At 60.1% G+C, this 25111-nt stretch carries 26 protein-coding genes; 11 read left to right on the top strand and 15 right to left on the bottom strand.

What is annotated here, in order from left to right; all coding sequences use genetic code 11:
- Positions 1-129: 129 nt before the first annotated feature.
- The 4 genes from CKW26_RS18005 to glyQ form a co-directional block, all read right to left on the bottom strand.
- Positions 130-909, bottom strand: a complete 780-nt coding sequence (locus tag CKW26_RS18005; RefSeq protein ID WP_095049578.1) for a 1-acyl-sn-glycerol-3-phosphate acyltransferase — start codon at positions 907-909, stop codon at positions 130-132.
- Positions 910-992: 83 nt separating this feature from the next.
- The gene (gene gmhB, locus CKW26_RS18000; RefSeq protein WP_176471260.1) at positions 993-1532 is read right to left on the bottom strand and encodes a D-glycero-beta-D-manno-heptose 1,7-bisphosphate 7-phosphatase; all 540 of its coding nucleotides are present in this window, start codon (positions 1530-1532) and stop codon (positions 993-995) included.
- Positions 1533-1536: 4 nt separating this feature from the next.
- Positions 1537-3591 (bottom strand): glycine--tRNA ligase subunit beta, encoded by a 2055-nt coding sequence (gene glyS, locus CKW26_RS17995; protein ID WP_095049576.1) that lies wholly within the window; start codon positions 3589-3591, stop codon positions 1537-1539.
- The gene (gene glyQ, locus CKW26_RS17990; RefSeq protein ID WP_003187265.1) at positions 3588-4541 is read right to left on the bottom strand and encodes a glycine--tRNA ligase subunit alpha; all 954 of its coding nucleotides are present in this window, start codon (positions 4539-4541) and stop codon (positions 3588-3590) included. The genes glyS and glyQ overlap by 4 nt, the downstream gene beginning before the upstream one ends.
- A gap of 81 nt (positions 4542-4622) precedes the next feature.
- Between glyQ and CKW26_RS17985 the strand changes: the two genes are divergently transcribed.
- From CKW26_RS17985 to CKW26_RS17975, 3 genes are all read left to right on the top strand, one after another.
- Positions 4623-5180 carry a DNA-3-methyladenine glycosylase I gene (locus CKW26_RS17985; protein ID WP_095049575.1) on the top strand — a complete coding sequence of 186 codons (558 nt, stop codon included), beginning with the start codon at positions 4623-4625 and terminating at the stop codon, positions 5178-5180.
- A 40-nt stretch (positions 5181-5220) separates the two neighbouring features.
- A complete protein-coding gene (locus tag CKW26_RS17980) occupies positions 5221-6108 on the top strand; it encodes a lysophospholipid acyltransferase (RefSeq protein ID WP_095049574.1) in 888 nt (295 codons plus the stop codon).
- A 73-nt stretch (positions 6109-6181) separates the two neighbouring features.
- A complete protein-coding gene (locus CKW26_RS17975; RefSeq protein ID WP_095049573.1) occupies positions 6182-6421 on the top strand; it encodes a PilZ domain-containing protein in 240 nt (79 codons plus the stop codon).
- Position 6422: 1 nt separating this feature from the next.
- Here CKW26_RS17975 and CKW26_RS17970 read toward each other — a convergent pair whose 3' ends face one another.
- From CKW26_RS17970 to def, 5 genes are all read right to left on the bottom strand, one after another.
- On the bottom strand, positions 6423-6737 hold the full coding sequence (locus CKW26_RS17970) for a tetratricopeptide repeat protein (RefSeq protein WP_095049572.1): 315 nt from the start codon (positions 6735-6737) through the stop codon (positions 6423-6425).
- A gap of 132 nt (positions 6738-6869) precedes the next feature.
- Positions 6870-8246, bottom strand: coding sequence for a Trk system potassium transporter TrkA (trkA, locus tag CKW26_RS17965; RefSeq protein WP_064389689.1), 1377 nt, complete (start codon positions 8244-8246; stop codon positions 6870-6872).
- 22 nt (positions 8247-8268) lie between these two features.
- A complete protein-coding gene (rsmB, locus tag CKW26_RS17960) occupies positions 8269-9579 on the bottom strand; it encodes a 16S rRNA (cytosine(967)-C(5))-methyltransferase RsmB (protein ID WP_095049571.1) in 1311 nt (436 codons plus the stop codon).
- Positions 9576-10535 (bottom strand): methionyl-tRNA formyltransferase, encoded by a 960-nt coding sequence (gene fmt / locus CKW26_RS17955; protein WP_095049570.1) that lies wholly within the window; start codon positions 10533-10535, stop codon positions 9576-9578. The genes rsmB and fmt overlap by 4 nt, the downstream gene beginning before the upstream one ends.
- Before the next feature lie 57 nt (positions 10536-10592).
- Positions 10593-11099, bottom strand: a complete 507-nt coding sequence (gene def / locus CKW26_RS17950; RefSeq protein ID WP_016984087.1) for a peptide deformylase — start codon at positions 11097-11099, stop codon at positions 10593-10595.
- A 160-nt stretch (positions 11100-11259) separates the two neighbouring features.
- On the opposite strand from def, the gene CKW26_RS17945 reads away from it, so the two are divergent.
- The 4 genes from CKW26_RS17945 to CKW26_RS17930 all read left to right on the top strand — a co-directional run bounded on the left by CKW26_RS17945 (position 11260) and on the right by CKW26_RS17930 (position 14994).
- Complete coding sequence (locus tag CKW26_RS17945; protein WP_095049569.1) at positions 11260-12285, top strand: LysM peptidoglycan-binding domain-containing protein; 1026 nt, start codon at positions 11260-11262, stop codon at positions 12283-12285.
- An 80-nt stretch (positions 12286-12365) separates the two neighbouring features.
- Complete coding sequence (gene dprA, locus CKW26_RS17940; protein ID WP_095049568.1) at positions 12366-13466, top strand: DNA-processing protein DprA; 1101 nt, start codon at positions 12366-12368, stop codon at positions 13464-13466.
- Between the two features lie 55 nt (positions 13467-13521).
- On the top strand, positions 13522-14079 hold the full coding sequence (locus tag CKW26_RS17935) for an L-threonylcarbamoyladenylate synthase (RefSeq protein WP_093429535.1): 558 nt from the start codon (positions 13522-13524) through the stop codon (positions 14077-14079).
- 240 nt (positions 14080-14319) lie between these two features.
- Positions 14320-14994, top strand: a complete 675-nt coding sequence (locus CKW26_RS17930) for a hypothetical protein (RefSeq protein WP_095049567.1) — start codon at positions 14320-14322, stop codon at positions 14992-14994.
- Between the two features lie 64 nt (positions 14995-15058).
- On the opposite strand, the gene CKW26_RS17925 is transcribed toward CKW26_RS17930, so the two are convergent.
- On the bottom strand, positions 15059-16036 hold the full coding sequence (locus CKW26_RS17925) for an NADPH:quinone reductase (RefSeq protein ID WP_095049566.1): 978 nt from the start codon (positions 16034-16036) through the stop codon (positions 15059-15061).
- Positions 16037-16186: 150 nt separating this feature from the next.
- Between CKW26_RS17925 and hemF the strand changes: the two genes are divergently transcribed.
- Together hemF and aroE are read left to right on the top strand one after the other, a co-directional pair.
- The gene (gene hemF / locus CKW26_RS17920) at positions 16187-17101 is read left to right on the top strand and encodes an oxygen-dependent coproporphyrinogen oxidase (RefSeq protein WP_095049565.1); all 915 of its coding nucleotides are present in this window, start codon (positions 16187-16189) and stop codon (positions 17099-17101) included.
- Positions 17102-17110: 9 nt separating this feature from the next.
- Positions 17111-17932 carry a shikimate dehydrogenase gene (gene aroE / locus CKW26_RS17915; RefSeq protein ID WP_095049564.1) on the top strand — a complete coding sequence of 274 codons (822 nt, stop codon included), beginning with the start codon at positions 17111-17113 and terminating at the stop codon, positions 17930-17932.
- 116 nt (positions 17933-18048) lie between these two features.
- On the opposite strand, the gene CKW26_RS17910 is transcribed toward aroE, so the two are convergent.
- From CKW26_RS17910 to betC, 3 genes are all read right to left on the bottom strand, one after another.
- Positions 18049-19617 (bottom strand): SulP family inorganic anion transporter, encoded by a 1569-nt coding sequence (locus CKW26_RS17910; RefSeq protein WP_095049563.1) that lies wholly within the window; start codon positions 19615-19617, stop codon positions 18049-18051.
- Between the two features lie 254 nt (positions 19618-19871).
- Positions 19872-20792, bottom strand: coding sequence for a choline ABC transporter substrate-binding protein (gene choX, locus CKW26_RS17905; RefSeq protein WP_095049562.1), 921 nt, complete (start codon positions 20790-20792; stop codon positions 19872-19874).
- 16 nt (positions 20793-20808) lie between these two features.
- Positions 20809-22323: a choline-sulfatase gene (gene betC / locus CKW26_RS17900; protein WP_095049561.1), complete on the bottom strand. Its 1515-nt coding sequence runs from the start codon at positions 22321-22323 to the stop codon at positions 20809-20811.
- Between the two features lie 114 nt (positions 22324-22437).
- Between betC and CKW26_RS17895 the strand changes: the two genes are divergently transcribed.
- A complete protein-coding gene (locus CKW26_RS17895; RefSeq protein ID WP_095049560.1) occupies positions 22438-23388 on the top strand; it encodes a LysR family transcriptional regulator in 951 nt (316 codons plus the stop codon).
- Positions 23389-23469: 81 nt separating this feature from the next.
- Here CKW26_RS17895 and CKW26_RS17890 read toward each other — a convergent pair whose 3' ends face one another.
- A complete protein-coding gene (locus CKW26_RS17890) occupies positions 23470-24135 on the bottom strand; it encodes an NAD(P)-dependent oxidoreductase (protein ID WP_095049559.1) in 666 nt (221 codons plus the stop codon).
- A gap of 83 nt (positions 24136-24218) precedes the next feature.
- Here CKW26_RS17890 and CKW26_RS17885 point away from each other — a divergent pair, with 83 nt between their 5' ends.
- The gene (locus tag CKW26_RS17885; RefSeq protein ID WP_095049558.1) at positions 24219-24545 is read left to right on the top strand and encodes a DOPA 4,5-dioxygenase family protein; all 327 of its coding nucleotides are present in this window, start codon (positions 24219-24221) and stop codon (positions 24543-24545) included.
- On the opposite strand, the gene CKW26_RS17880 is transcribed toward CKW26_RS17885, so the two are convergent.
- Positions 24546-24947: a GFA family protein gene (locus CKW26_RS17880; protein WP_095049557.1), complete on the bottom strand. Its 402-nt coding sequence runs from the start codon at positions 24945-24947 to the stop codon at positions 24546-24548.
- Positions 24948-25111: the final 164 nt, after the last annotated feature.

The following is a 25111-nucleotide window of genomic DNA, read 5'->3' as shown; positions in this document are numbered from 1 at the left end:
ACTTCCGAAAAAAACTTATGCACCTTTTACGGTGTTTTATGAGCTTGAGAAATATATAAGTAAATCAATAACTTAATTTCAATATTCAGGCTTTTTCAACAAAACCGTACACAGGTTATCCACAAAATCTCAGACAGCGATCTGATCATTTGCAGCCGGTGCCTGCGGAGCAGGTGGCAGTGAGCCCATTTCCCGTTGAGTCTTCTCGTTCCACGCTTGTACGCGGTCGTTCAGATGAGCAATGGCGCGAGGCCCTGTGCCTTCGGCATACATCGGCTCACCGATGACCACGGTGATCACCCCAGACTTCTTGCCCCAGCCGATTTTCGGCCAGAACTTGCCGGCATTGTGTGCAATCGGCAGTACCGGAAGCGCCGCATTCACTGCCAAAGCGCTACCACTGCGGGAGAACTTGCCGACAGTGCCGTAAGGAACGCGTGTACCTTCAGGGAAGATCAGCACCCAAACGTTGTCCTTGAGCAGTTCATCACCCTTCGCTGCGACTTGTTTCAGCGCGGCTTTCGGGTTGTCGCGGTCAATCGCGATCGGCCGCAACATGGCCATCGCCCAGCCGAAGAACGGCACATAAAGCAATTCGCGCTTGAGCACCTGGCTCAGCGGCGAGAAATAAGCGGAGAGAAAGAACGTCTCCCAAGTGCTCTGGTGGTTCGACTGAATCACGCAGGGCCGATCAGGTACGTTTTCCGCGCCTTTGATTTCGTAACGGATACCGAGAAACACCTTGGTCAACCACAAGGCGCAGCGGCACCAGTACACGTTGATAAAACGATAGCGCGCCTTGAACGGCAAAAATGGCGCGATAAAGAAACTCAAGCTGCACCACAGCAGGGAGGTGGTGCCCAGCAGCAGGTAAAAGAGAAAAATCCTGATGGCCCGCAGTATCGACATAGTGACGTTTACCGTTACGGGGCAATGCCCGAATGTTCAAGCGCACTCCCGATCAATCCCTGGTCAGGAACTTCAGAAGTACTCTAGTTGTGGATAAGTTCTGCGGCAATCGCCGCCAGATCGTCAAAAATCAGAGTGCCAACCGGCAGGGTTTTGCCCTGAGTCTTTGCGCCTTTTCCGGTCTTTACCAAAACTGGCTGTGAATCGACGGCTTTGGCGGCCTCCAGGTCACCAAGGCTGTCGCCGACGAACCAGACATTGTTCAGTTCGACGTCGTAATGCGCGGCGATGGTTTTCAACATCCCCGGTTTCGGCTTGCGGCAATCGCAGCCTTCGTCCGGCCCATGCGGGCAATACACGATCAGCCCGACTTCACCGCCCTGCTCCGCCACGAGCGTACGCAGTCGCGCGTGCATGGCATCGAGGGTGGCGAGGTCGTAGTAGCCGCGAGCAATGCCCGACTGGTTGGTGGCGACCGCCACCGTCCAGCCGGCCTTGCTCAACTGCGCAATCGCTTCGATCGAGCCGGGCAGCGGAATCCACTCCTCTACCGACTTGATGTAAGCGTCGGAGTCGTAATTGATCACTCCGTCCCGATCGAGAATCAGCAGTTTCAACAGCAATCCCTCAACCCAGCAGCGAAATGTCGGCAACACCGAGGAACAGACCACGCAGACGCGCCAGCAGCGCGTAACGGTTGGCCCGCACATTGGCGTCGTCGGCATTGACCATCACCGCGTCGAAGAACGCATCCACCGGTTCACGCAATGCCGCCAAGCGTGCCAGCGATTCGTTGTACTGACGCGCTGCCGCCATTGGCTGCACCGCTTGATCCGCTTGCTGGATCGCCGAGTACAGCGAGAACTCGTTGGCGTTGTCGAAGTACTTGGCTTGCACCTCGGTCGGTACCGCGCCTTCGAGTTTGCTCAACAGGTTCGACACACGCTTGTTCACCGCCGCCAGCGCTGCTGCTTCCGGCAGTTTGCGGAAGGCTTGCACTGCTTGCACACGCTGGTCGAAGTCCAGCGCCGAACCCGGCTTCAGGGCACGCACCGACAGGTAAGTGGCAACATCGACGCCTTCGTCTTCGTAACGTGCACGCAGACGATCGAAGATGAACTCCAGCACGGCTTCGTTGAGGCCGGCAGCCTTGACCTTGGCGCCGAACGCAGTCACGGCGAAAGCCACGGCGTCGTTCAGGTCCAGATCGAGTTTTTTCTCGATCAGGATGCGCAGCACACCGAGGGCCGCACGGCGCAGGGCATACGGGTCTTTGCTGCCGGTTGGCAGCATGCCAATACCGAAGATACCGACCAGGGTGTCGAGCTTGTCAGCGATCGCGACGGCTGCACCGGTCAGGGTGGCTGGCAGTTCCGCACCGGCACCGCGTGGCATGTACTGCTCGTTGAGCGCCAGCGCGACGTCTTCCGGCTCGCCGTCATTCAGTGCGTAGTAGTAACCGGCGACACCTTGCATCTCCGGGAACTCGCCGACCATTTCAGTCGCCAGGTCGCACTTCGACAGCAGGCCTGCACGGGCAGCCCACGAGGCGTTGCCACCGATGCGTGCGGCGATGTACGCAGCCAGTTTGGAAACGCGCTCGGCCTTGTCGTAGACGCTGCCGAGTTTTTCCTGGAACACCACGTTCTTCAGGCGATCATTGAAGGCTTCGAGTTTCTGCTTCTTGTCTTGCTTGAAGAAGAACTCGGCGTCGGTCAGGCGTGGACGAACCACTTTCTCGTTACCGGCGATGATCTGTTGCGGGTCTTTGCTTTCGATGTTGGCCACAGTAATGAAACGTGGCAGCAACTTGCCGTCGGCATCCAGCAGGCAGAAGTACTTCTGGTTGTCCTGCATGGTGGTGATCAGCGCTTCTTGCGGCACGTCGAGGAAACGTTCCTCGAACGAGCACACCAGCGGCACCGGCCATTCAACCAGGGCGGTCACTTCGTCGAGCAGCGCCGGCGGAACGATTGCCGTTCCTTCCTGACGGGTGGCCAGCTCTTCGGTGCGCTTGCTGATGATCTCGCGACGCTCATTGGCATCGGCCAATACATAAGCGGCACGCAGGTCGGCGAGGTAGCTCGACGGCGAACCGATGCGCACGCTTTGCGGGTGATGGAAGCGGTGACCACGGGAATCACGGCCAGCCTTCTGCGCGAGGATGGTGCAGTCGATGACCTGGTCACCGAGCAGCATCACCAGCCATTGGGTCGGACGCACGAACTCTTCCTTGCGCGCACCCCAACGCATGCGTTTCGGGATTGGCAAATCGTTCAGCGAATCTTCGACGATGGTCGGCAGCAGGCTCGCGGTCGGCTTGCCGGCGATGCTCTGGCTGTAACGCAGTTTCGGGCCGCTCTGGTCGATTTCGCTCAGATCGACGCCGCACTTCTTGGCGAAGCCCAGTGCTGCTTGCGTTGGATTGCCGTCAGCGTCGAACGCCGCCTGACGTGGTGGGCCGTCGAGGTTGATGCTGCGATCCGGCTGTTGAGTGGCCAGTGCAGTGATCAGCACGGCCAAACGACGCGGTGCGGCGTAGACGGTTTTAGTCTCGTAGCTCAGGCCAGCGGCTTGCAGGCCTTTGTCGATACCGGCGAGGAACGCTTCAGCCAGGGTGTTCAGGGCTTTCGGTGGCAGTTCTTCGGTGCCCAGTTCAACCAGAAAATCTTGCGCACTCATTGTGCAGCCTCCAGCTTGGCCAGTACTTCGTCACGCAGGTCCGGGGTCGCCATCGGGAAGCCCAGCTTGGCGCGCGCCAGCAGGTAGGCTTGCGCAACGGAACGCGCCAGGGTGCGTACGCGCAGAATGTATTGCTGACGCGCGGTCACCGAGATCGCCCGGCGCGCATCCAGCAGGTTGAAGGTGTGCGACGCCTTCAGCACCATTTCGTAGCTCGGCAACGGCAGCGGCTGGTCGAGTTCGATCAGGCGCTTGGCTTCGCTTTCATAGAAGTCGAACAGTTCGAACAGCTTGTCGACGTTGGCGTGTTCGAAGTTGTAAGTGGACTGCTCCACTTCGTTCTGGTGGAACACGTCGCCGTAGGTCACTTTGCCGAACGGGCCGTCAGCCCAGACCAGGTCGTAGACCGAATCCACGCCTTGCAGGTACATGGCCAAACGCTCGAGACCGTAAGTGATCTCGCCGGTCACCGGGTAGCACTCGATGCCGCCCGCCTGCTGGAAGTAAGTGAACTGAGTCACTTCCATGCCGTTGAGCCAGACTTCCCAGCCCAGACCCCAGGCGCCGAGAGTCGGCGATTCCCAGTTGTCTTCGACGAAGCGAATGTCGTGGACCAGCGGGTCCAGGCCAACATGCTTGAGCGAGCCCAGATACAGTTCCTGGAAATTGTCCGGGTTCGGTTTCAGGACGACCTGGAACTGATAGTAGTGCTGCAGACGGTTCGGGTTTTCGCCGTAACGGCCGTCAGTCGGACGGCGGCTTGGCTGTACGTAGGCGGCGTTCCAGGTTTCCGGGCCGATGGCGCGGAGGAAGGTCGCGGTGTGGAAAGTGCCGGCGCCTACTTCCATATCGTAGGGCTGAAGTACCACGCAACCTTGCTCGGCCCAGTATTGCTGGAGCGCGAGGATCAAGTCTTGGAAGGTACGCACGGCTGGCGTAGGCTGGCTCACGAAATTCACCTGTTTCTTGGGCTGCGATTTAAAGAGCGGGAGTATACCCGATTCAGTCGCACCTCCACCCCCTGGAGCCTTATGCCACGCTGCTTTTGGTGTACCGAAGATCCGCTGTACATGGCTTATCACGATCAGGAGTGGGGCACGCCGCTACGCGATGCGCAGGGTTTGTTCGAGTTGCTTTTGCTCGAAGGGTTCCAGGCCGGGCTGTCCTGGATCACCGTGTTGCGCAAGCGCGAGCGTTATCGCGAGGTGTTGTTCGGCTTCGACGTACAGCGCGTGGCGCAGATGAGCGACGCCGAAATCGACGAATTGATGCTCGATCCTGGGATCATCCGCAACCGCCTGAAACTCAACGCCGCCCGGCGTAATGCCCAGGCCTGGCTGGCCTTGGAGGACCCGGTGGCGTTTCTCTGGTCGTTCGTCGGTGATCAACCGCTCATCAATCATTTCAAGGATCGCAGCGAAGTCCCGGCGATCACCCCCGAAGCCGTTGCCATGAGCAAAGGCCTGAAAAAGGCCGGGTTCACGTTCGTCGGCCCAACCATTTGCTACGCACTGATGCAGGCCTCGGGCATGGTCATGGATCACACTCAGGATTGCGACCGCTACGCGCAGCTCGTCAACGGCGGTTAGAATGGCCGCCTCGCGCACCGCACAAGATCAGGAGTGACCTGTGGAAAAGTTTAAAGGCGCCTTGCTGGTAGGCGCTCTGCGGCTGTTTGCCCTGCTGCCATGGCGGGCCGTGCAGGCCGTAGGTTCGGCGATCGGCTGGATCATGTGGAAAACCCCCAACCGTTCCCGCGAAGTGGTGCGGATCAACCTTGCGAAATGTTTTCCACAGATGGATGCCGCCGAACGTGAACGTCTGGTCGGCCAAAGCCTGAAAGACATCGGCAAGTCGCTGACCGAAAGCGCCTGCGCGTGGATCTGGCCGGCGCAGCGCTCGATCGACCTGGTGCGTGAAGTTGAAGGCCTCGACATCCTCAAGGATGCCTTGGCCTCGGGCAAAGGCGTGGTCGGCATCACCAGCCATTTAGGCAATTGGGAAGTGCTCAATCACTTCTATTGCAGCCAGTGCAAACCGATCATTTTCTACCGTCCGCCGAAGCTCAAGGCTGTGGATGAGTTATTGCGCAAACAGCGCGTGCAACTGGGCAACAAAGTCGCTGCTTCCACCAAGGAAGGCATCCTCAGTGTGATCAAGGAAGTGCGCAAAGGTGGTGCAGTGGGCATTCCTGCTGACCCGGAACCGGCCGAATCCGCCGGGATCTTCGTGCCGTTCTTCGCCACCCAGGCGCTGACCAGCAAATTCGTGCCGAACATGCTGGCGGGTGGTAAAGCGGTCGGTGTATTCCTGCATGCGCTGCGCCTGCCCGACGGTTCTGGCTACAAAGTGATCCTCGAAGCCGCGCCAGAAGCCATGTACAGCACCGATACCGCCGAATCCTGCGCCGCGATGAGTAAAGTCGTCGAGCGTTACGTCGCCGCGTACCCGAGTCAGTACATGTGGAGCATGAAGCGCTTCAAGAAGCGTCCGCCGGGCGAAGAGCGCTGGTACTGAGCTGATTGGCATGATCTGTGGATAACCTCACTAGCGAGGTTATCCACAACCGTTCATCAAAGGGCGCAACAAGATGTCCGAACAACGCAAATCCTTCCGCATCAAGATTACCCACGACAGCTTTGGCGAATGCCTCGGGCAGACGCGCAACTTGTCGCCTACCGGGGTGTTTGTGCAGCATCCGGTTTTGGCTTCTTTGCCCAAAGGCGCAGTGGTTTACGGCGAGGTGCAGGGTTTACCCACAGGCGCGCCGCGGGTGCGGATGGAAGTGGTGACGGTAGATGCCGATGGTATCGGTCTTCGCTACCTTTGACTTATAGCGCCTGACGATCAAGCTTCTTCAGAAACACAGTCATTTCCTTCTCGGCCTGCTTGTCGCCATGGGCGCGAGCCGCTTCCAGACCGTGTTCCCACGCCAGACGTGCGGCGGCGTGATCGCCCAGCGCCAGATGCGCCTTGCCTAACAGTTTCCATGCCGCCGAATACTTCGGATCGAAACCAACACATCGCTGGAAGTGCTCGGCGGCCTTGGCGTTTTCACCCAGATCCAGATAACCCTTTCCCAGGCCGAAGCGCAGCAGGGAGTTATCCACACCCTTGGCGAGCATTTTTTCCAGGGATTCGAGCATTTTTTGCACCCTCGTTTCAGTGATCGTTCCCACGCTCCGCGTGGGAATGCCTCAATGGACGCTCTGCGTCCGCTCTTGGGACGCAGAGCGTCCCGGGCTGCATTCCCACGCAGAGAGTGGGAACGATCAACCTCAGAAGAAGCTCAACCCCACATGGAACAGCTTCTCCACATCGCGAATATGCTTTTTATCCACAAGGAACAGGATCACATGGTCGCCTGCTTCGATCACCGTGTCGTCGTGGGCGATGATCACTTGCTCGTTGCGAATGACCGCGCCAATGGTGGTGCCCGGCGGCAGGCCAATCTTCTCGATGGGTTTGCCGATGACCTTGCTCGACTTCGCATCACCGTGGGCAATCGCCTCGATGGCTTCTGCCGCACCGCGGCGTAGTGAGTGCACACTGACGATATCGCCACGACGCACGTGCGCCAGCAAGGTGCCGATGGTCGCCAGTTGCGGGCTGATGGCGATGTCGATATCGCCGCCCTGAATCAGATCGACGTAGGCCGGGTTGTTGATGATCGTCATGACCTTCTTCGCCCCCAGCCGTTTGGCCAGCAGCGACGACATGATGTTGGCTTCATCATCGTTGGTCAGGGCGAGGAAGATATCGGCGTCGGCAATGTTCTCCTCCAGCAGTAAATCACGATCTGATGCACTGCCCTGCAGCACCACGGTGCTGTCGAGGGTGTCGGAGAGATAACGGCAACGCGCCGGATTCATCTCGATGATCTTCACCTGATAACGGCTTTCGATGGCCTCGGCCAGACGTTCACCGATCTGCCCGCCACCGGCAATGACAATGCGTTTGTAGGTTTCGTCGAGGCGGCGCATTTCGCTCATCACTGCGCGAATATTCTCACGGGCGGCGATGAAAAAGACTTCGTCATCCGCCTCGATCACCGTATCGCCCTGGGGCAGGATCGGCCGGTCACGGCGGAAAATTGCGGCGACGCGAGTCTCGACATTCGGCATGTGCTCACGCAACTGCCGCAGTTGCTGACCCACCAGCGGACCGCCGTAATAGGCGCGCACCGCCACCAGTTGCGCTGCACCCTCGGCGAAGTCGATCACCTGCAAGGCGCCCGGATGCTGGATCAGGCGCTTGATGTAGTTGGTCACCACCTGCTCGGGGCTTATCAGCACGTCGACCGGAATCGCTTCGTTCTGAAACAGTTGCTCCTCGCGATTGAGGTAGGACGCTTCGCGCACCCGGGCGATCTTGGTCGGCGTGTGGAACAGCGTGTGGGCGACCTGGCAGGCGACCATATTGGTTTCGTCGCTATTGGTCACCGCCACCAGCATGTCAGCGTCGTCCGCTCCGGCCTGACGCAGCACCGACGGCAGTGAGCCCCGGCCCTGCACGGTGCGGATGTCGAGGCGGTCGCCGAGGTCGCGCAGGCGCTCACCGTCGGTGTCGACTACCGTAATATCGTTGGCCTCGCTGGCCAGATGTTCTGCCAGCGAACCGCCGACCTGTCCCGCACCGAGGATGATGATTTTCATCCAGTCACTCCGTTAAATCCGTTTAGCTGCGCGCTGCAGCGATCTTGATCAGCTTGGCGTAGTAGAACCCGTCATGGCCCCCTTGCTGGGCCAGCAGTTGGCGACCATGGGGCTGTTTGAGCCCGGCCGACGTGGCCAGATCCAGTTCGCGGGCGCCGGGGGTACGCTCAAGGAACGCAGCGATGACTTCGGTATTCTCGGTCGGCAGCGTCGAGCAGGTGGCGTACAGCAGGATGCCGCCGACTTCGAGGGTTTTCCACATCGCGTCGAGCAACTCGCCTTGCAGTTGCGCGAGGGCGACGATGTCGTCCGGTTGACGGGTCAGCTTGATGTCCGGATGACGGCGAATCACACCGGTGGCGGAGCATGGTGCGTCGAGCAGAATGCGCTGGAACGGTTTGCCGTCCCACCATTTCGCGGTATCGCGGCCGTCGGCGGCGATCAGTTCGGCGTTGAGACCAAGGCGTTCGAGGTTTTCTTTCACTCGCACCAGACGCTTGGCTTCCAGATCCACCGCCACTACACCGGCCAGCGCCGGTTCGGCTTCGAGGATGTGGCAAGTCTTGCCGCCCGGCGCGCAGCAGGCGTCGAGCACGCGTTGGCCCGGCGCCAGATCGAGCAGATCGGCGGCCAGTTGCGCCGCTTCGTCCTGCACGCTGATCCAGCCTTCGGCGAAACCTGGCAGGCTGCGTACGTCGGCAGCGGCTTCGAGAATGATGCCGTCGCGACTGTAAACGCACGGCGTCGCGGCAATCCCGGCTTCAGTCAGCAAGCCGAGGTAGGCGTCGCGGCTGTGATGGCGGCGGTTGACCCGCAGGATCATCGGCGGATGTGCGTTGTTCGCTGCGCAGATGGCTTCCCACTGCTCCGGCCAGAAGGCCTTCAGGGATTTTTGCAGCCAGCGCGGGTGAGCGGTACGCACCACCGGATCACGTTCCAACTCAGCGAAAATCGTCTCGCTTTCGCGCTGGGCGTTACGCAGCACCGCGTTGAGCAGGCCTTTGGCCCACGGCTTCTTCAGCTTGTCCGCGCAACCCACCGTTTCGCCGATGGCGGCGTGGGCCGGCACGCGGGTGTAGAGCAATTGATAGAGACCGACCAGCAGCAACGCCTCGACGTCGGCATCCGCGGCTTTGAACGGCTTTTGCAGCAGCTTCTCGGCCAGTGCCGACAGGCGTGGCTGCCAGCGCGCAGTGCCGAAGGCCAGGTCCTGAGTGAAGCCGCGATCACGATCCTCGACTTTGTCCAGTTGCGTCGGCAGGGAGCTGTTCAAAGAGGCTTTGCCGCTGAGCACGGCGGCGAGTGCCTTGGCGGCGGCCAGGCGCGGGTTCATTGCGCGTCCACCGCTGCGCCGAGCACGGTGCCGACAGCGAATTTCTCTCGACGGCTGTTGAACAGGTCGCTGAAGTTCAGCGCCTTGCCGCCGGGCAGTTGCAGGCGGGTCAGGCACAGCGCCTGCTCGCCGCAAGCGACGACCAAACCGTCCTTGCTGGCGCTGAGGATTTCACCCGGCGCGCCTTTACCTTCGGCGAGTGTCGCCGCCAGTACTTTCAGCGCTTCACCGTTGAGGGTGCTGTGGGTGATCGGCCATGGGTTGAAGGCGCGCACCAGGCGTTCCAGCTCAACGGCCGGACGGCTCCAGTCGATGCGTGCTTCGTCTTTGTTCAGCTTGTGCGCGTAAGTGGCGAACTCATCGTTCTGCACTTCGCCTTCCAGCGTGCCTGCAGCCAGACCGGCAATCGCCTGGACCACGGCGGGCGGGCCCATTTCGGCGAGGCGGTCGTGCAGGCTGCCACCGGTGTCGTCAGCGCTGATCGGGGTCACCACCTTGAGCAGCATCGGTCCGGTATCCAGGCCCGCTTCCATGCGCATCACGGTCACGCCGCTTTCCGCGTCACCGTGTTCGACGGCGCGCTGAATCGGCGCCGCACCGCGCCAGCGTGGCAGCAAGGAGGCGTGGCTGTTGATGCAGCCCAGACGCGGGATATCCAGCACCACTTGCGGCAGGATCAGGCCGTAGGCGACCACTACCAGCAAATCCGGCTTCAGTGCGGCCAGTTCAGCCTGAGCGTCAGCGTTGCGCAAGGTCGGCGGCTGCAACACCTGAATATGGTTTTCCAGGGCGAGTTGTTTGACCGGGCTTGGCATCAGTTTTTGCCCGCGACCGGCCGGACGATCCGGTTGGGTATAGACCGCAACGATCTCGTAAGGGCTGTTCAGCAGGGCCTTGAGGTGTTCGGCGGCGAATTCGGGGGTGCCGGCAAAAACGATGCGCAGTGGCTCAGTCATGAAGGGAGTCTCATAAAAAGAAAAAGGCTTGCCGCAGCAAGCCTTTGAAGAGGGGCATCAAGCGTTCTGGCGGTGCTGCTTTTCCAGTTTCTTCTTGATCCGGTCGCGTTTGAGCGTGGACAGGTAATCGACGAACAATTTGCCGTTGAGGTGGTCGCATTCGTGCTGGATGCACACCGCGAGCAGGCCTTCGGCGATCAGTTCATAGGGCTTGCCATCGCGGTCCAGCGCCTTGATCTTGACCTTTTGCGGGCGGTCGACGTTTTCGTAGAAACCCGGTACCGACAGGCAACCTTCCTGGTATTGGTCCATTTCGTCGGTCAGCGATTCGAACTCGGGGTTGATGAACACCCGCGGTTCGGTGCGGTCTTCGGAAAGGTCCATCACGACGATACGTTTGTGCACGTTGACCTGGGTCGCGGCAAGGCCGATGCCCGGCGCTTCATACATTGTTTCAAACATGTCATCGACCAACTGACGCACTTCGTCGTCCACTACAGCCACAGGCTTGGCGATAGTGCGCAGACGCGGGTCCGGGAATTCGAGGATGTTTAAAATGGCCATAGGCTTTGATTGCTGCACACGTTGAGTAAAGTCGGGCGATGGCCTGGCAGGTCCGAAGATGCAGGCTACCGTTGTGAAGCGTAGCTTGTGCATTTTGCACAAGCGAGCCACGGGGGCTCTGACGGTTCACGCGAATGCACATGATAAAGGGATTCACTGCATGAGGAAAACACTACTCGCCCTGCTGCTGTTGGCCTCGGCCGGCGTGGCGCAAGGGCAAGTGCAACTCAGGGATGGTTTTCCACAGCAATACACGGTGGTTTCGGGGGATACGCTCTGGGACATTTCCGGCAAATACCTGCGCGAGCCCTGGCAGTGGCCACAACTGTGGCGGGCCAATCCGCAAATCGAAAACCCCAACCTGATCTATCCCGGCGACACGCTGACGCTCAGTTATGTCGATGGCCAGCCACGTCTGACCCTTAATCGCGGCGAGTCGCGCGGCACCATCAAGCTCTCGCCACGCATTCGCACCAGCCCGGTGGCCGAGGCGATTCCGAGCATTCCGCTGAAATCCATCAACAGCTTTTTGCTGAGCAACCGCATCGTCGACAAGGTCGAGGATTTCGACAAGGCGCCGTACATCGTCGCGGGTGACGCCGAACGCGTGCTCAGCGGCACTGGCGACCGGATCTTCGCTCGCGGCCATTTCGATCCCGATCAACCGGTCTACGGCATCTTCCGTCAGGGCAAGGTCTACACCGATCCACAGACCCAGGAGTTTCTCGGGATCAACGCCGACGACATCGGCGGCGGCGAAATCGTCGCCACCGAAGGCGACGTCGCCACCCTCGCCCTGCAACGCACCACCCAGGAAGTGCGCCTCGGCGACCGTTTGTTCAGCGGCGAAGAGCGCTCGATCAACTCGACCTTCATGCCCAGCGCGCCAACCACCAGTATCAACGGCGTGATCATCGATGTACCGCGCGGCGTCACCCAGATTGGCGTGATGGACGTGGTCACGTTGAACAAAGGCAAGCGCGACGGTCTGGCCGAAGGCAACGTGCTGGTGGTGATGAAAACCGGCGAAACCGTGCGTGACCGCATCACCGGCCAGCCACTGAAGATTCCCGATGAACGCGCCGGGTTGCTGATGGTGTTCCGCACTTACGACAAACTCAGCTACGGCCTCGTCCTCAACGCATCGCGCTCGTTGGCGGTGCTCGACAAGGTGCGAAATCCGTAAGCGTGCTTCACAAGTTACCAACAGAGTTATCCACAGCTTGTTCCGAATGGTTCGGGGCTTATAACGATCAAGGATGATCCATCATGTTGCCTGTCTGTACACCAGTTTCCCCGGCGGAACTGGAAGCGCGTTTGCGCCTGCACCGCTTGCCCGATGTCGGCCCCAAGCGCTTTGCCAAATTGCTCGAGGCTTTCGGCTCGGCCTCCAAAGCCATCAGCGCACCGGCCAGCGCCTGGCGTTCGCTGGGTTTGCCGGCGACGTGTGCCGAAGCGCGGCGCTGTCCCGAGGTTCGCGACGGCGCCAGCCATGCAATGCGCTGGCTAGAGCGCCCGGAGCATCATTTGCTGATGTGGGATCAGCCGGATTACCCGGCGTTGCTGGCGCAGATTCCCGATCCGCCACCACTATTGTTTGTTGCCGGTGATCCGCAGATTCTGGAAAAACCGCAACTGGCGATGGTTGGCAGTCGCCGGGCATCGCGTCCGGGCATGGACACCGCAGTGGCATTTTCCCGCAGTCTCGCCGGGGCCGGTTTCGTCATCACCAGCGGCCTGGCGCTAGGCATCGATGCCGCTGCGCATCAGGCCGCGCTGGATACTGGCGGGTTGACGGTCGGTGTCCTCGGCACGGGGCTGGAAAATTTTTATCCACAGCGCAACCGCCGCCTGGCTGACGCGATGATTGCGTCCGGCAGCGCAGTGCTTTCCGAGTTTCCGCTGGACGCCGGACCAACGGCGAGCAACTTCCCGCGACGTAACCGCATCATCAGCGGTTTGTCCCTTGGTGTACTGGTGGTCGAGGCCAGTGTGGCCAGCGGTTCGCTGATCACCGCGCGGCTGGCAGCAGAACAGGGGCGCGAGGTTTATGCCATTCCCGGTTCGATCCATCATCCCGGCGCGCGCGGCTGTCACCAATTGATCCGCGATGGCGCGGTGCTGGTGGAAACCATTGAGCACATCCTCGAAGCCTTGCGTGGTTGGCAGCATCTGCCGCTATCCACTGACACGGCGAAAGCCGATCACCCGTTGCTCATCCTGCTCCATGCCGCCCCGCACACCAGCGAAGGCTTGGCTGACAGCAGCGGCTGGACGTTGCCCAAAGTGCTGGCGGCACTCACCGAACTGGAAATGGATGGCCGTGCAGTGTGCGAAAACGGTCGCTGGTTGGCCAGGACACGCTAGGTTTTACAAGGAAGATCGGTAAACTGCGCGAAACCTGTTTGCGGAGAGTTTTTTCATGGTTAACAGTTGGCGTGTGCAACAAGCCGCACGAGAGATTCGCGCCGGGGCGGTGATTGCCTATCCAACCGAAGCCGTCTGGGGGCTGGGTTGCGACCCATGGAACGAAGAGGCCGTGGATCGTTTGCTGGCGATCAAGAATCGTTCGGTGGTCAAAGGCCTGATTCTGGTTGCCGACAACATTCGCCAGTTCGACTTTCTGTTCGAAGACTTCCCGCAAGAATGGATCGACCGCATGGCCAGCACCTGGCCGGGGCCGAACACCTGGCTGGTGCCGCATCAAGGCTTGCTCCCGGAATGGGTGACCGGCATGCACGATACCGTCGCGCTGCGGGTCAGTGATCATCCGCAAGTACGCGATCTGTGCTCGATGGTCGGGCCGTTGATTTCGACCTCAGCCAACCCGCAGGGCCGCCCGGCGGCGCGCACGCGATTGCGTGTCGAGCAGTATTTCCGTGGGCAGATCGATCTGATACTGGGCGGGCAACTGGGTGGGCGCAAGAACCCCAGCGTGATTCGTGATCTGGCGACCGGCAAAGTCATTCGTCCCGACTGATCCAGCCTCGAACATTTGTAACGTGAGTACTCCTCGCCTTGATGGCGAGGAGTACTACAGGTGTCTGCGATTTATCCTGCAATGATGCTGGTTGTTGCGTCGGAAAAATCGTCAACTATTTGAATCAACTGAATTTTCCCACCTGATTATCAGACCGCATTTCGTGGCGGTATCGCCAAAAGCAACCATCCTTTCCCTGCACTCGAAACACTTCGATAAGTTAAGGTCTGCGGAGAAAGAATGGACACTACGGATTTGCAACTCACGGATTACCTGCAGGCGCTCCAGGTGACGTTAAACAGTCATCAGGAGGGTTGCCGTATCGTGATGCTTGAAGCGGGGTCGGATACCCAGGTGTTCGATCGGTTTATCGATCGGCAATTTCGGCTTCGGCTGCAGCATTACATGCTGACGTCCAGGGCGCGGATGCTCGAAACCCGACTGGCGACACGGTCGCGCAGTACCCATTTTCTGCTGTATCGGCACGAGCAACTGCTGGCGGTATTGAGGGCCACTCCGGCGCCGTTCGAGTGGGCATCACTGGCGCAGCAACATGTTTCGCCCACGGTGGCGTTGTCACGCCATGTCGAACTCAGTCGCTTGATCTCGTACGCGCCCAGCCAACAGCCCATTGCCGTCGACAGTCTGCTGGCGGCCGCTGCCGAGTGGGCCATAAAACAGGGCTATCAAGGTGTCACAGCGTTGTGCAGGGCATCGCAGCTACGCCTGTACCAGCGTTTCGGTCTGATGCCGGTCGCCTCCAATCCCTTGCATATCGAACAGCGCGCACGCGGGGATTACTGGGTGTTGTCAGCCGAGTGGCGGCAAATCCTCGCCGCTTTGCAACAGCCTGATTCCGCGACGGTCGGTCATTGGGCGCCAAGACCGTTGGCGGCTCATCCACCGCAGTACTGAACGCGCTCGAAGCGTCCTGCCAGTCATGGTTCTGAAACCCTGACTGGCAGGACGCCCGGAGGTATCAAGGCAGCAGGACGGTGGAACCGGTAGTGCGCCGCGCCGACAGCTCGGTTTGCGCCTTCGCCGCATCAGCCAGTGGATAACGCTGGCTGACATCCACCTTCAACTTGCCGCTGATGATCATCTCGAACAGCTCATCGGCCATTCGCTGCAGGTTTTCGGCGTTGTTGGCATAAGTCGCCAGCGTCGGCCGGGTCACGTACAGCGAACCCTTGGCGGAGAGAATCCCCAGATTCACGCCGTCCACCGCACCGGAGGCATTGCCGAAGCTCACCACCAGGCCACGCGGCGAAACGCTGTCGAGGGACGTCAGCCAGGTGTCCTTGCCGACACCGTCATAGACCACCGGGACTTTCTTGCCATCGGTCAATTCCAGCACGCGCTGGGCAACGTTTTCGTGGCTGTAATCGATCGTCGCCCAGGCGCCATTGGCCTTGGCCAGTTCGGCTTTCTCTTTGGAACTGACGGTGCCGATCAGCTTCACACCCAGTGCCTTGGCCCACTGACAGGCTAGCGAACCGACACCGCCGGCCGCCGCGTGGAACAGAATGGTTTCGCCACCCTTGAGTTCATAGGTCTGGCGCAGCAGGTATTGCACGGTCAGGCCTTTGAGCATTACACCGGCAGCCGTTTCGAAACTGATTTCGTCGGGCAGATGCACCAGATTGTCCTGGGGCAGCACATGCAATTCGCTGTAGGCCCCCAACGGGCCGCTGCCATAGGCCACGCGATCACCGACCTTGAACCGGGTGACGTCGCTGCCCACGGCATCGACGATCCCCGCACCTTCAGCACCCAGGCCGGACGGCAAGGCGGGCGGTGCGTACAGACCGCTGCGGTAATAGGTGTCGATGAAGTTCAGGCCGATCGCCTTGTTCGCCACGCGGACTTGATTGGGGCCGGGCGCGGCGGGTTGGTAATCAACATATTCGAGCACTTCGGGGCCGCCATGGGCGCGGAACTGGATACGCTTTGCCATCTGCCTGCTCTCCTTGGGTCTTTTGTGAGCCCCCTATCCAACTCCCATGCTTGATCTTCGTCAACTGCGGCGGGCTGTTGTGCGGTGGTATGCTACGCGCCCATTTGCGTCGCCCGTCTGCCGGGGCGCCGCCCGATTCAAGGTGAAGCCATGACGACCCGCACCGACGCCGTAAAGGCCTATCTGCTCGACCTGCAAGACCGCATCTGCGCGGCTCTCGAAACCGAAGACGGCGGCACGCGCTTCGTCGAAGACGCCTGGACCCGGCCCGCCGGCGGTGGCGGTCGTACTCGCGTGATCGAGAACGGCACGGTAATCGAAAAGGGTGGTGTCAACTTTTCCCATGTCTTCGGCAGTGGTCTGCCACCGTCGGCCAGCGCCCATCGCCCGGAATTGGCTGGCCGCGGTTTCGAAGCCCTTGGCGTGTCGCTGGTGATCCACCCGCACAACCCGCATGTGCCGACGTCCCACGCCAACGTGCGCTTTTTCATCGCCGAGAAGGAGGGTGAAGAGCCGGTCTGGTGGTTCGGCGGCGGCTTCGACCTGACCCCGTATTACGGCAATGAAGAAGATTGCGTTCACTGGCACCGCATCGCCGAGCAGGCCTGCGCACCGTTCGGGGCAGACGTTTATCCGCGCTACAAGGCTTGGTGCGATACCTATTTCCACATCAAGCATCGCCACGAACCGCGTGGCATTGGCGGCCTGTTTTTCGATGACCTGAACGAATGGGACTTCGACACCAGCTTCGCCTTTATGCGCGCCATCGGCGATGCGTACATCGACGCCTATCTGCCGATCGTGCAGCGCCGCAAGAACGATGCCTTCACTGCCCGGCAGCGAGAGTTCCAGGAATTCCGCCGTGGCCGTTACGTCGAGTTCAATCTGGTCTACGACCGTGGCACCTTGTTCGGTCTGCAATCGGGCGGGCGCACCGAGTCGATCCTGATGTCGTTGCCGCCGCAAGTGCGCTGGGGCTATGACTGGAAAGCCGAGCCTGGCAGCGAAGAAGCACGCCTGACCGAGTACTTCCTGCAAGACCGCGACTGGCTGGCTGAGGCCTGAGGACATCTGATGGATCGTTACGTCGTTTTCGGCAACCCGATCGGCCACAGCAAATCGCCGATGATTCACAAGCTGTTCGCCGAGCAGACCGGCCAGCACCTCGACTACAGCACCTTGCTGGCGCCGCTCGACGATTTCGCCGGCTGCGCCACGGCGTTTTTCCAGGAGGGTCGCGGCGCCAACGTCACTGTGCCGTTCAAGGAAGATGCCTATCGTCTGGCCAACAGCCTGACCGCGCGTGCACAACGGGCTGGCGCGGTGAACACCTTGAGCAAACTGGCCGACGGCTCACTGCTCGGTGATAACACTGACGGCGCCGGACTGGTGCGCGATCTGACGGTGAACGCCGGGTTCAGCCTGACCGGCAAACGCATTTTGCTGCTCGGTGCCGGTGGTGCGGTGCGCGGGGCGTTGGAGCCGTTGCTGGCGGAACAACCGGCCTCGGTGATCATCGCCAATCGTACGGTGGACAAGGCTGAATTGCTGGCGGAGTTGTTCTGTGACCTCGGGCCGGTGTCGGCCAGTGGTTTCGACTGGTTGCGCGAGCCGGTGGACGTGATCATCAACGCCACGTCAGCCAGCCTGAGCGGCGACGTGCCGCCGATTGCGCCAAGCCTGATCGAGCCGGGCAAGACCCTCTGCTACGACATGATGTACGGCAAGGAGCCGACGGCGTTCTGCTGCTGGGCCCGTGAACATGGCGCGGCGGTGGCGATGGATGGCTTGGGGATGTTGGCGGAGCAGGCGGCTGAGGCGTTTTTCCTGTGGCGTGGTGTGCGCCCTGATACCGCTCCGGTACTCGCCGAACTACGCCGCCAACTGGCGCAATAAATACCCATGTGGGAGCGAGCCTGCTCGCGAAAGCGGTCTGTCTGACACATCAATGTTGGATGTGCAGCAGTCTTCGCGAGCAGGCTCGCTCCCACAAGGATTACCTTGATCGCCAATCAATCCTCAAACCGGATCGGGCATTTCTCTGGCCCTTCCAGTTTGCGTAACTCCTCTACGACCTGCGGCCGCGCCCGGCGCAAGGTCAGGCTGCGATCCTGGCCAAGCAAGCGTCGCGCCTCCTGATGCAACATCTCCACGCCCGAATAGTCGATGAAGTTGATCTGCTGCGCCTCAATCACCACGCGTGCGCCGTGCATGCGCTGCAGACGTACTTGCAGGTAATGGCTGGCGCCGAAAAAGATCGATCCGCCGACACGCAACACATCGTCTTCGCCGTCGCGCCAGTGCTGTACGCGCGGTTGCGAAGTGCGCTTGAGGTAGAAGAACAGCGAGGCCAGCACACCGGCATAAATCGCCGTCTGCAATTCCAGCAGCAAAGTCGCGAGGCAGGTCAGCGCCATCACCACGAACTCGGCGCGGCTGACGCGCAGCAATGAGCGAATGCCTCGGTGGTCGACCAGCCCCCAGGCAATCAACAGAATGCTCCCAGCCATCGCCGGGATCGGAATGTGCGCAATCAGCCCCGCACCAAAAATTGCGAACAACGCCACCCAGATTGCTGAAAACACCCCGGCCAGCGGCGAGCAAGCGCCCGCCTCGTAACTTAGGCCCGAGCGGGTGAACGACCCGGCCGACAGCGACCCGGAAAAGAACGCCCCGAGAATATTCGACAAGCCCTGCGCACGGACTTCCTGATTGGCATCAAGCAATTGCTGCGACCGCGTCGAAATCGAGCGGGCAATCGACAGACTGGTAACCAGGCCGAGCATGCCCACCGCCACAGCGCTTGGCAGCAACCGCAGGATCAAATCCAGATCCAGCGGCAACGCACTGAACGGCGGCAAACGCCCGACAAACGCGCTGATCAGATGCACATGGCCGAACATCGCCGGCCACAGCCACACCAGCAGGCTGGCCAAAGCGAGGGTTATCAACAGCGTGGGCCAGCGCGGCAGCAGGTGTTTGAGCAGCAGACCGACGACCACCGTGGCCAAACCCAATACCAGCGAAGGTTTATCCACAGCCCGCAGGTGTTGCAGCAGATCCATCAAACTGGCCAGCGCAGTGGCTTTTGCCGGCAACTCCAGGCCCAGCAGGTTTGGCAATTGCCCGATAGCAATCACCACCGCCGCGCCAAGGGTGAACCCCAGCACCACCGAATGCGAGACAAAATTCACCAGCGCGCCAAAGCGCAGCAAACCGAGCAGCCACTGGAATATCCCCGCAAGCAAGGTCAGCAGCAGGATCAGGGTGATGTAGTCCTGCGAGGCCGGAACCGCTAAAGGGCTGACACTGGCAAACAGCACAATCGAAATCGCTGCCGTCGGACCGCAGATCAAATGCCACGACGAACCCCACAGGCAGGCGATCAGCACTGGGATGATCGCGGCGTAGAGGCCGTACTCAGGTGGCAGACCGGCGATCAATGCGTAGGCAATCGACTGGGGTAAGGCGAGAATCGCCCCGCTGAGGCCGACGATCAGATCCCGTCCGACGCTGGCGCGGGTTTGTCGCGGCAACCAGGTGAGGAAGGGCAAGAGAGAGTGGCGGCTGGGGAAGGCCATGGGTCCTCGCGGTTGGGTTTTGTTCAAGGTTATCAGGGTGCCAGGGCAAAGGCCCCTCACCCTAACCCTCTCCCGGAGGGAGAGGGGACTGACCGAGGTGAATGAGGGGGGTACGCTGACCTGAGATATCCAGTCGAACTCAGGTTCTGAACGGCATAAAGATCGGCTCCCTTCCCCCTCGCCCCCTCTGGGGGAGAGGGCTGGGGTGAGGGGGCAACAATCTCAAGCCGGGCACAATTCCAACAGCCCCACGATCAAAGCTTCGCTTTCACCGCCGCCAACGCATCCTTTCCGTCAGCCGTCTTGACGCCATCCAGCCACTTATCCAACACCGCCGGATTCGCCTTGATCCAAGCCTTCGCCGCCTCGGTATTGCTGACCTTTTTGTTCACCACCTCAGCCATGATGCTGTTCTCCATCTCCTGAGTGAACGAAAGATTGGTCAGCAATTTGCCCACATTCGGACACGCCTCGGCGTAGCCTTTGCGCGTTAACGTAAACACGCTGCCGGTGTCGCCAAAGTACTTCTCGCCACCCTTGAGGTAATGCATCTTCAACTGCACGTTCATCGGGTGCGGCGTCCAGCCGAGGAAGGTGACGAATTTCTGTTTCTTCACCGCCCGCGACACTTCAGCCAGCATCGCCTGTTCGCTGGATTCGATCAGCTTCCACTGGCCCATGTCGAAGTCGTTCTTCTTGATGATTTCCTGCAGCGAGATATTCGCCGGCGCACCCGAACCGATGCCGTAGATCTTACGATCGAACTTGTCCGCGTATTTGTTCAGGTCGGCAAAGTTATGCACACCCGCGTCCCACACGTAGTCCGGCACGGCGAGGGTGAATTCTGTGCCGTCGAGGTTCTTCGCCAGTTGCGTGACATCGCCGGTGGCGACGAACTTGTCATAGAAACCCTGCTGCGCCGGCATCCAGTTGCCGAGAAACACGTCCACCTGGCCGTCCTTCAAACCACCGAAGGTGATCGGCACCGCGAGGGTGTCGACCTTGGCCTTGTAGCCCATGCCATCCAGCAGAAACCCGGTGATGGCGTTGGTCGCGGCGATGTCGCTCCAGCCCGGATCGGCCATTTTCACGGTGTCGCAGCTTTGCTCGGCGAAGGCCGAGGCGCTGCTCAGCGCGAACAGGCCGACCGTCACTATTGTGGATAACTTACGCATGGACTTCCCCTTAACATTATTGGTTTTGGCAGGGTTGTGGATAACGTGCTTTGCGTTCCAGATCGTCGAGGTCGATGTGGTTGCGCATGTATTGCTGACTGGCGTCCACCAGTGGCTGGTGATCCCAGCTCTTCAGCTTGCCGATGGTCAACGCGTCGGCGACAAATCGGCGGCGGCGCTGGCTGGCGAGGACCTCCCGGTGAATCGACTGAATGTCCCATTTGACCCGTGCTTCGGCGAGAAAATCGTCGAACAGCGGGCGATGCTGCGGCGATTGGCTGAGTTCTTCCAGTTCACGCGGATCGTTATCTACGTCGAAAAGTAGGCAAGGGTCGCTTTCACTGTAGATAAATTTGTAGGCGCCGCGACGGATCATCATCAGCGGGCTGATGGTGCCTTCGGCCATGTATTCGCCGAACACTTCGTCATGACCGCCCTGCCCTCGCAGGTGCGAAACCAGTGAGCGGCCATCCAGTGGCAAGCCGGGTTCCAGCGTGCCGCCGGCCAATTCGACGAAGGTTGGCAACAGGTCTGCGGTCGATACGGCAGCGCTGACACGCCCGGCATCGAACTGGCCTGGAGCACTTATCAACAGGGGGACGCGCGCCGCCATTTCGTACCAATGCATTTTGTACCAAAGGCCCTTTTCGCCGAGCATGTCGCCGTGGTCACCGGAGAAGACAATAATTGTGTCATCGATCAGCCCGGTTTCTTCGAGGGTTTGCAGAAGTTTGCCGACGTTGGCGTCGATATAGCTGCAGGCACCGAAATACGCCCGGCGTGCATCGCGAATCTTATCCACAGGCAGTGGCTTATCCCACAGGTCATAAACCTTGAGCAGCCGCTGCGAGTGCGGATCGAGTTCGTGTTGATCCGGAGTTGTAGGCAACGGGATATCGGCATCGTCGTACAAATCCCAAAATGCTTTGGGAATGGTGTACGGGTCGTGTGGATGGGTCATCGACACGGTCAGGCAGAACGGCTGATCGCCGTCCTCGCGGATGTGATCGAACAGATATTGCTGCGCCTTGAACACCACCTCTTCATCGAAATCCAGCTGATTGGTGCGCACACATGGCCCAGCCTGCAGCACCGAAGACATGTTGTGGTACCAGCTCGGCCGTACATCCGGCTCATCCCAGTTCACGGCCCAACCGTAATCGGCCGGGTAGATATCACTGGTCAGGCGTTCTTCATAACCGTGCAACTGGTCCGGACCGCAGAAGTGCATCTTGCCGGATAGTGCGGTGCGGTAGCCCATGCGGCGCAGGTAGTGCGCGTAGGTCGGAATGTCGGCAGGGAAATCGGCGGCGTTGTCGTAGGCGCCGATCTTGCTCGGCAACTGGCCGCTGACCAGGGTGAACCGCGACGGCGCGCACAACGGGCTGTTGCAGTAAGCGGCGTCGAACACCACGCCTTGGGCGGCGAGGCGGGAAAGATTCGGCAGTTTGATCGGCGATGGGCCGTAAAACGGCAACATTGGCGCGGCCATCTGATCGGCCATGATGAAAAGAATATTCTTGCGCTTCATGTGATCGCGGCATTCCATAGTGAATATTTATGCGACATTGCTGCGATCGAGCATGGAGTCCATGCTTTATTCGGTAAAGCCGGCGCCGGACAATGACTAGGATAAGCACAGCTTATGTTTGAAGCCTTGGGTGATCTGTCCCTCGACCTGTTGCGTGCCTTCGAAGCGGCAGCCCGCCAGCGCAGCTTTACCGCAGCGGCGGTAGAGCTTGGCACCACGCAACCAGCGATCAGTCAGCAGATCAAACGGCTGGAAGAACAACTCGGTACGCGACTATTTGATCGCATTTACCGTGGGATCGAGCTGACCGAAGTCGGCGCGATACTGTTTGAGCAAGTTACTCTCGGCTTGCAGAATATCGATGCAGGATTGAGCGCGATCAGCGCACAACAGCAGCATGAAGTCCTGCAAGTTGCCACCGACTTTGCCTTCGCTGCTTATTGGCTGATGCCGCGCCTGCACCGCTTTCATGAAGCCAACCCGCAGGTCGACGTCAGCCTGGTGACCAGCGAACGCAACCACAACATGCTGCGCACCGATATCGATGTGGCGATCCTGTTTGGCGACGGGCGTTTCAAGCAGGGCGAAAGCCATTGGCTGTTCAGCGAAGAAGTGTTCCCGGTGTGCAGTCCGCAATTGCTCAAGGACCGCGCCCTGCCCTTGCCTGCTCACGCGCTGCTGGAGTTCCCGTTGCTGCACCTGCGTGGGGAGAACAGCAGCAACTGGTTTGACTGGAGCGGTCTGTTTCGCGAGTTGGGCATCACTACACCGCCGGCGCCGGGGCAATTGCGTTTCGACAATTACACGCTGTTGATTCAGGCGGCGATTGGCGGCCAGGGCGTGGCGATCGGTTGGCGGCACCTTGTGGATAACTTGCTGACGCAAGGTCTGTTGTGTCGCCCGATTGCTGAAACGACGCTGTCGCGGTTGGGTTATTACGTGGTGCTGCCGCAACGCAAACGTCGGGGCGCGCTGATTCAGCAGTTTGTCGATTGGTTGATGGCGGAACAGGCGAGCAGTGCTGAGTCGCTTAATGGACTCGCACTGCCTTCGATCGCGGTTTGAAAGTCAAAAGATCGCAGCCTGCGGCAACTCCTACATCTGGAGCGCGGTCCCCCTGTAGGAGCTGCCGAAGGCTGCGATCTTTTACGAATCTGAAGCCGCAACGAAATTCACATGCTGCCCTACATGCAAATTCAGCCTTAGCTCATCGGCAATCCCCACCGCCACGCGGTTCAGCCGCTCCAGTGGCTCGGCCAGTCCCGGTTCGAGATTGCCGCCGACCTGGCTGAAATGCTCAATGGTCAACCCGGCCACGCCGTGTGGCGCATTGACCAGTGTCCAGTGCAGCGGACTGCTTTGCACGGCTTCGCGAATTTCTTCGGCGGCATGGCGTTGCAGGCGATCATCGACGTCCCGCTCATCGAGTACGGCAAAATCCCCCACCAGAAACAGCCGCGACACATTGGCCGCTTGCAGGCCATCGACCAGTGCGTCGACGGCCAGTACCTGCTCGACCGGTCCGAGCACAACGGAGCGTTCAATTTGATCGCTACTGAATGGCAACCCCGGTGCATCCAATAAACAGATCACTGCCGAACTGCCGGCCACGCTCTGATTGATCCGCTCCGAGTCGAACAAATCACCGGTTTTGGTACGCAAGCCCGGACGCGGCGCAAGTGCGGTCAGATCGTCGAGAATGGCGATGACTTCATGCTGACGACGCAGCAACTCAGCCATCAACGCGCTGCCCAGGCTACTCATGGCACCATAGAGCACCACTTTTACCGCCGGGGTTTCGGCATTTTTCATGGCTGATCCCTTTTCTTATACCTTGTATGGCGTGTGACATACGGGTAACGCTGAGGGTTCGAACCGATTTCCGAGGGTTTGCGATGCAAGCGATCAAGGGCTACCACGCCCACGTCTATTTCGACGCCGACACCATCGATCAGGCGCGCGCGTTGTGTGAGAAAGCCGCGCAATTGTTTCCATTGAAAATGGGCCGCGTCCACGAACGCCCGGTCGGCCCGCATCCGGACTGGAGTTGCCAGTTGGCCTTCGGCCCCGAGTTGATCAGCGATGTGCTGCCGTGGCTGGCGCTGAACCGCAAAGGTCTGGTGGTATTCCTGCACCCGGACACCGGTGATGACCTGCTCGACCACACCGAACACGCAATCTGGATGGGCGCGATGCGGTCGCTGGATCTGTCTGTTTTCTGATCACAGCGTTTCTTCGGCTTCGCCCGGCAGATGCTCGTCCAGGTGCAGCCAGGGCAATTGGCTGTCCGTCCAGATGTGTCGCTCGGCGGGTGCCTGCTCTGGGTGATCAAGTGTGGCGATGGTCACGTCGATGCTTTCAGGGCTGAGCAACGTCACCAGCGCCAGTTGCGCGCCGCACTGCGGGCAAAAGAACCGCGCACAACTGGCGGACGAGTCGTAACGCGACGGCGTACCGGCCAGCCATTGGAAACTGGAGCCTGGCACTGTGATCCACGTCGTGACGATGCCGCCGCTGACCTTGCGGCAGATCGAACAATGGCAATGGGCGATATCCTGCAACGCCCCGCTGAACTGATAACGAATGTGTCCGCAATGGCAGCCGCCGCTGTGCAATTGGCTCATGATCAAAGCCCTCCTTCCCGTGTTTATTGACTCTGGTTCGCATCCGACGGCCGGTTGACCGTTCACCCAAAGCTTTCTTCAGCGAAAGGTAGCTGAAAGCTTCCGCGATTAGGATCGCCTCCACTTCCGGCAACAGACCGGTCGGCCAATGCGTGTGATACCCC

This window comes from Pseudomonas sp. Irchel s3h9 (assembly GCF_900187475.1).
GTDB lineage: Bacteria > Pseudomonadota > Gammaproteobacteria > Pseudomonadales > Pseudomonadaceae > Aquipseudomonas > Aquipseudomonas neuropathica.
The sequence above is the reverse complement of the archived record's forward strand: the minus strand, read 5'-3'. Positions and strand labels throughout refer to the sequence as shown.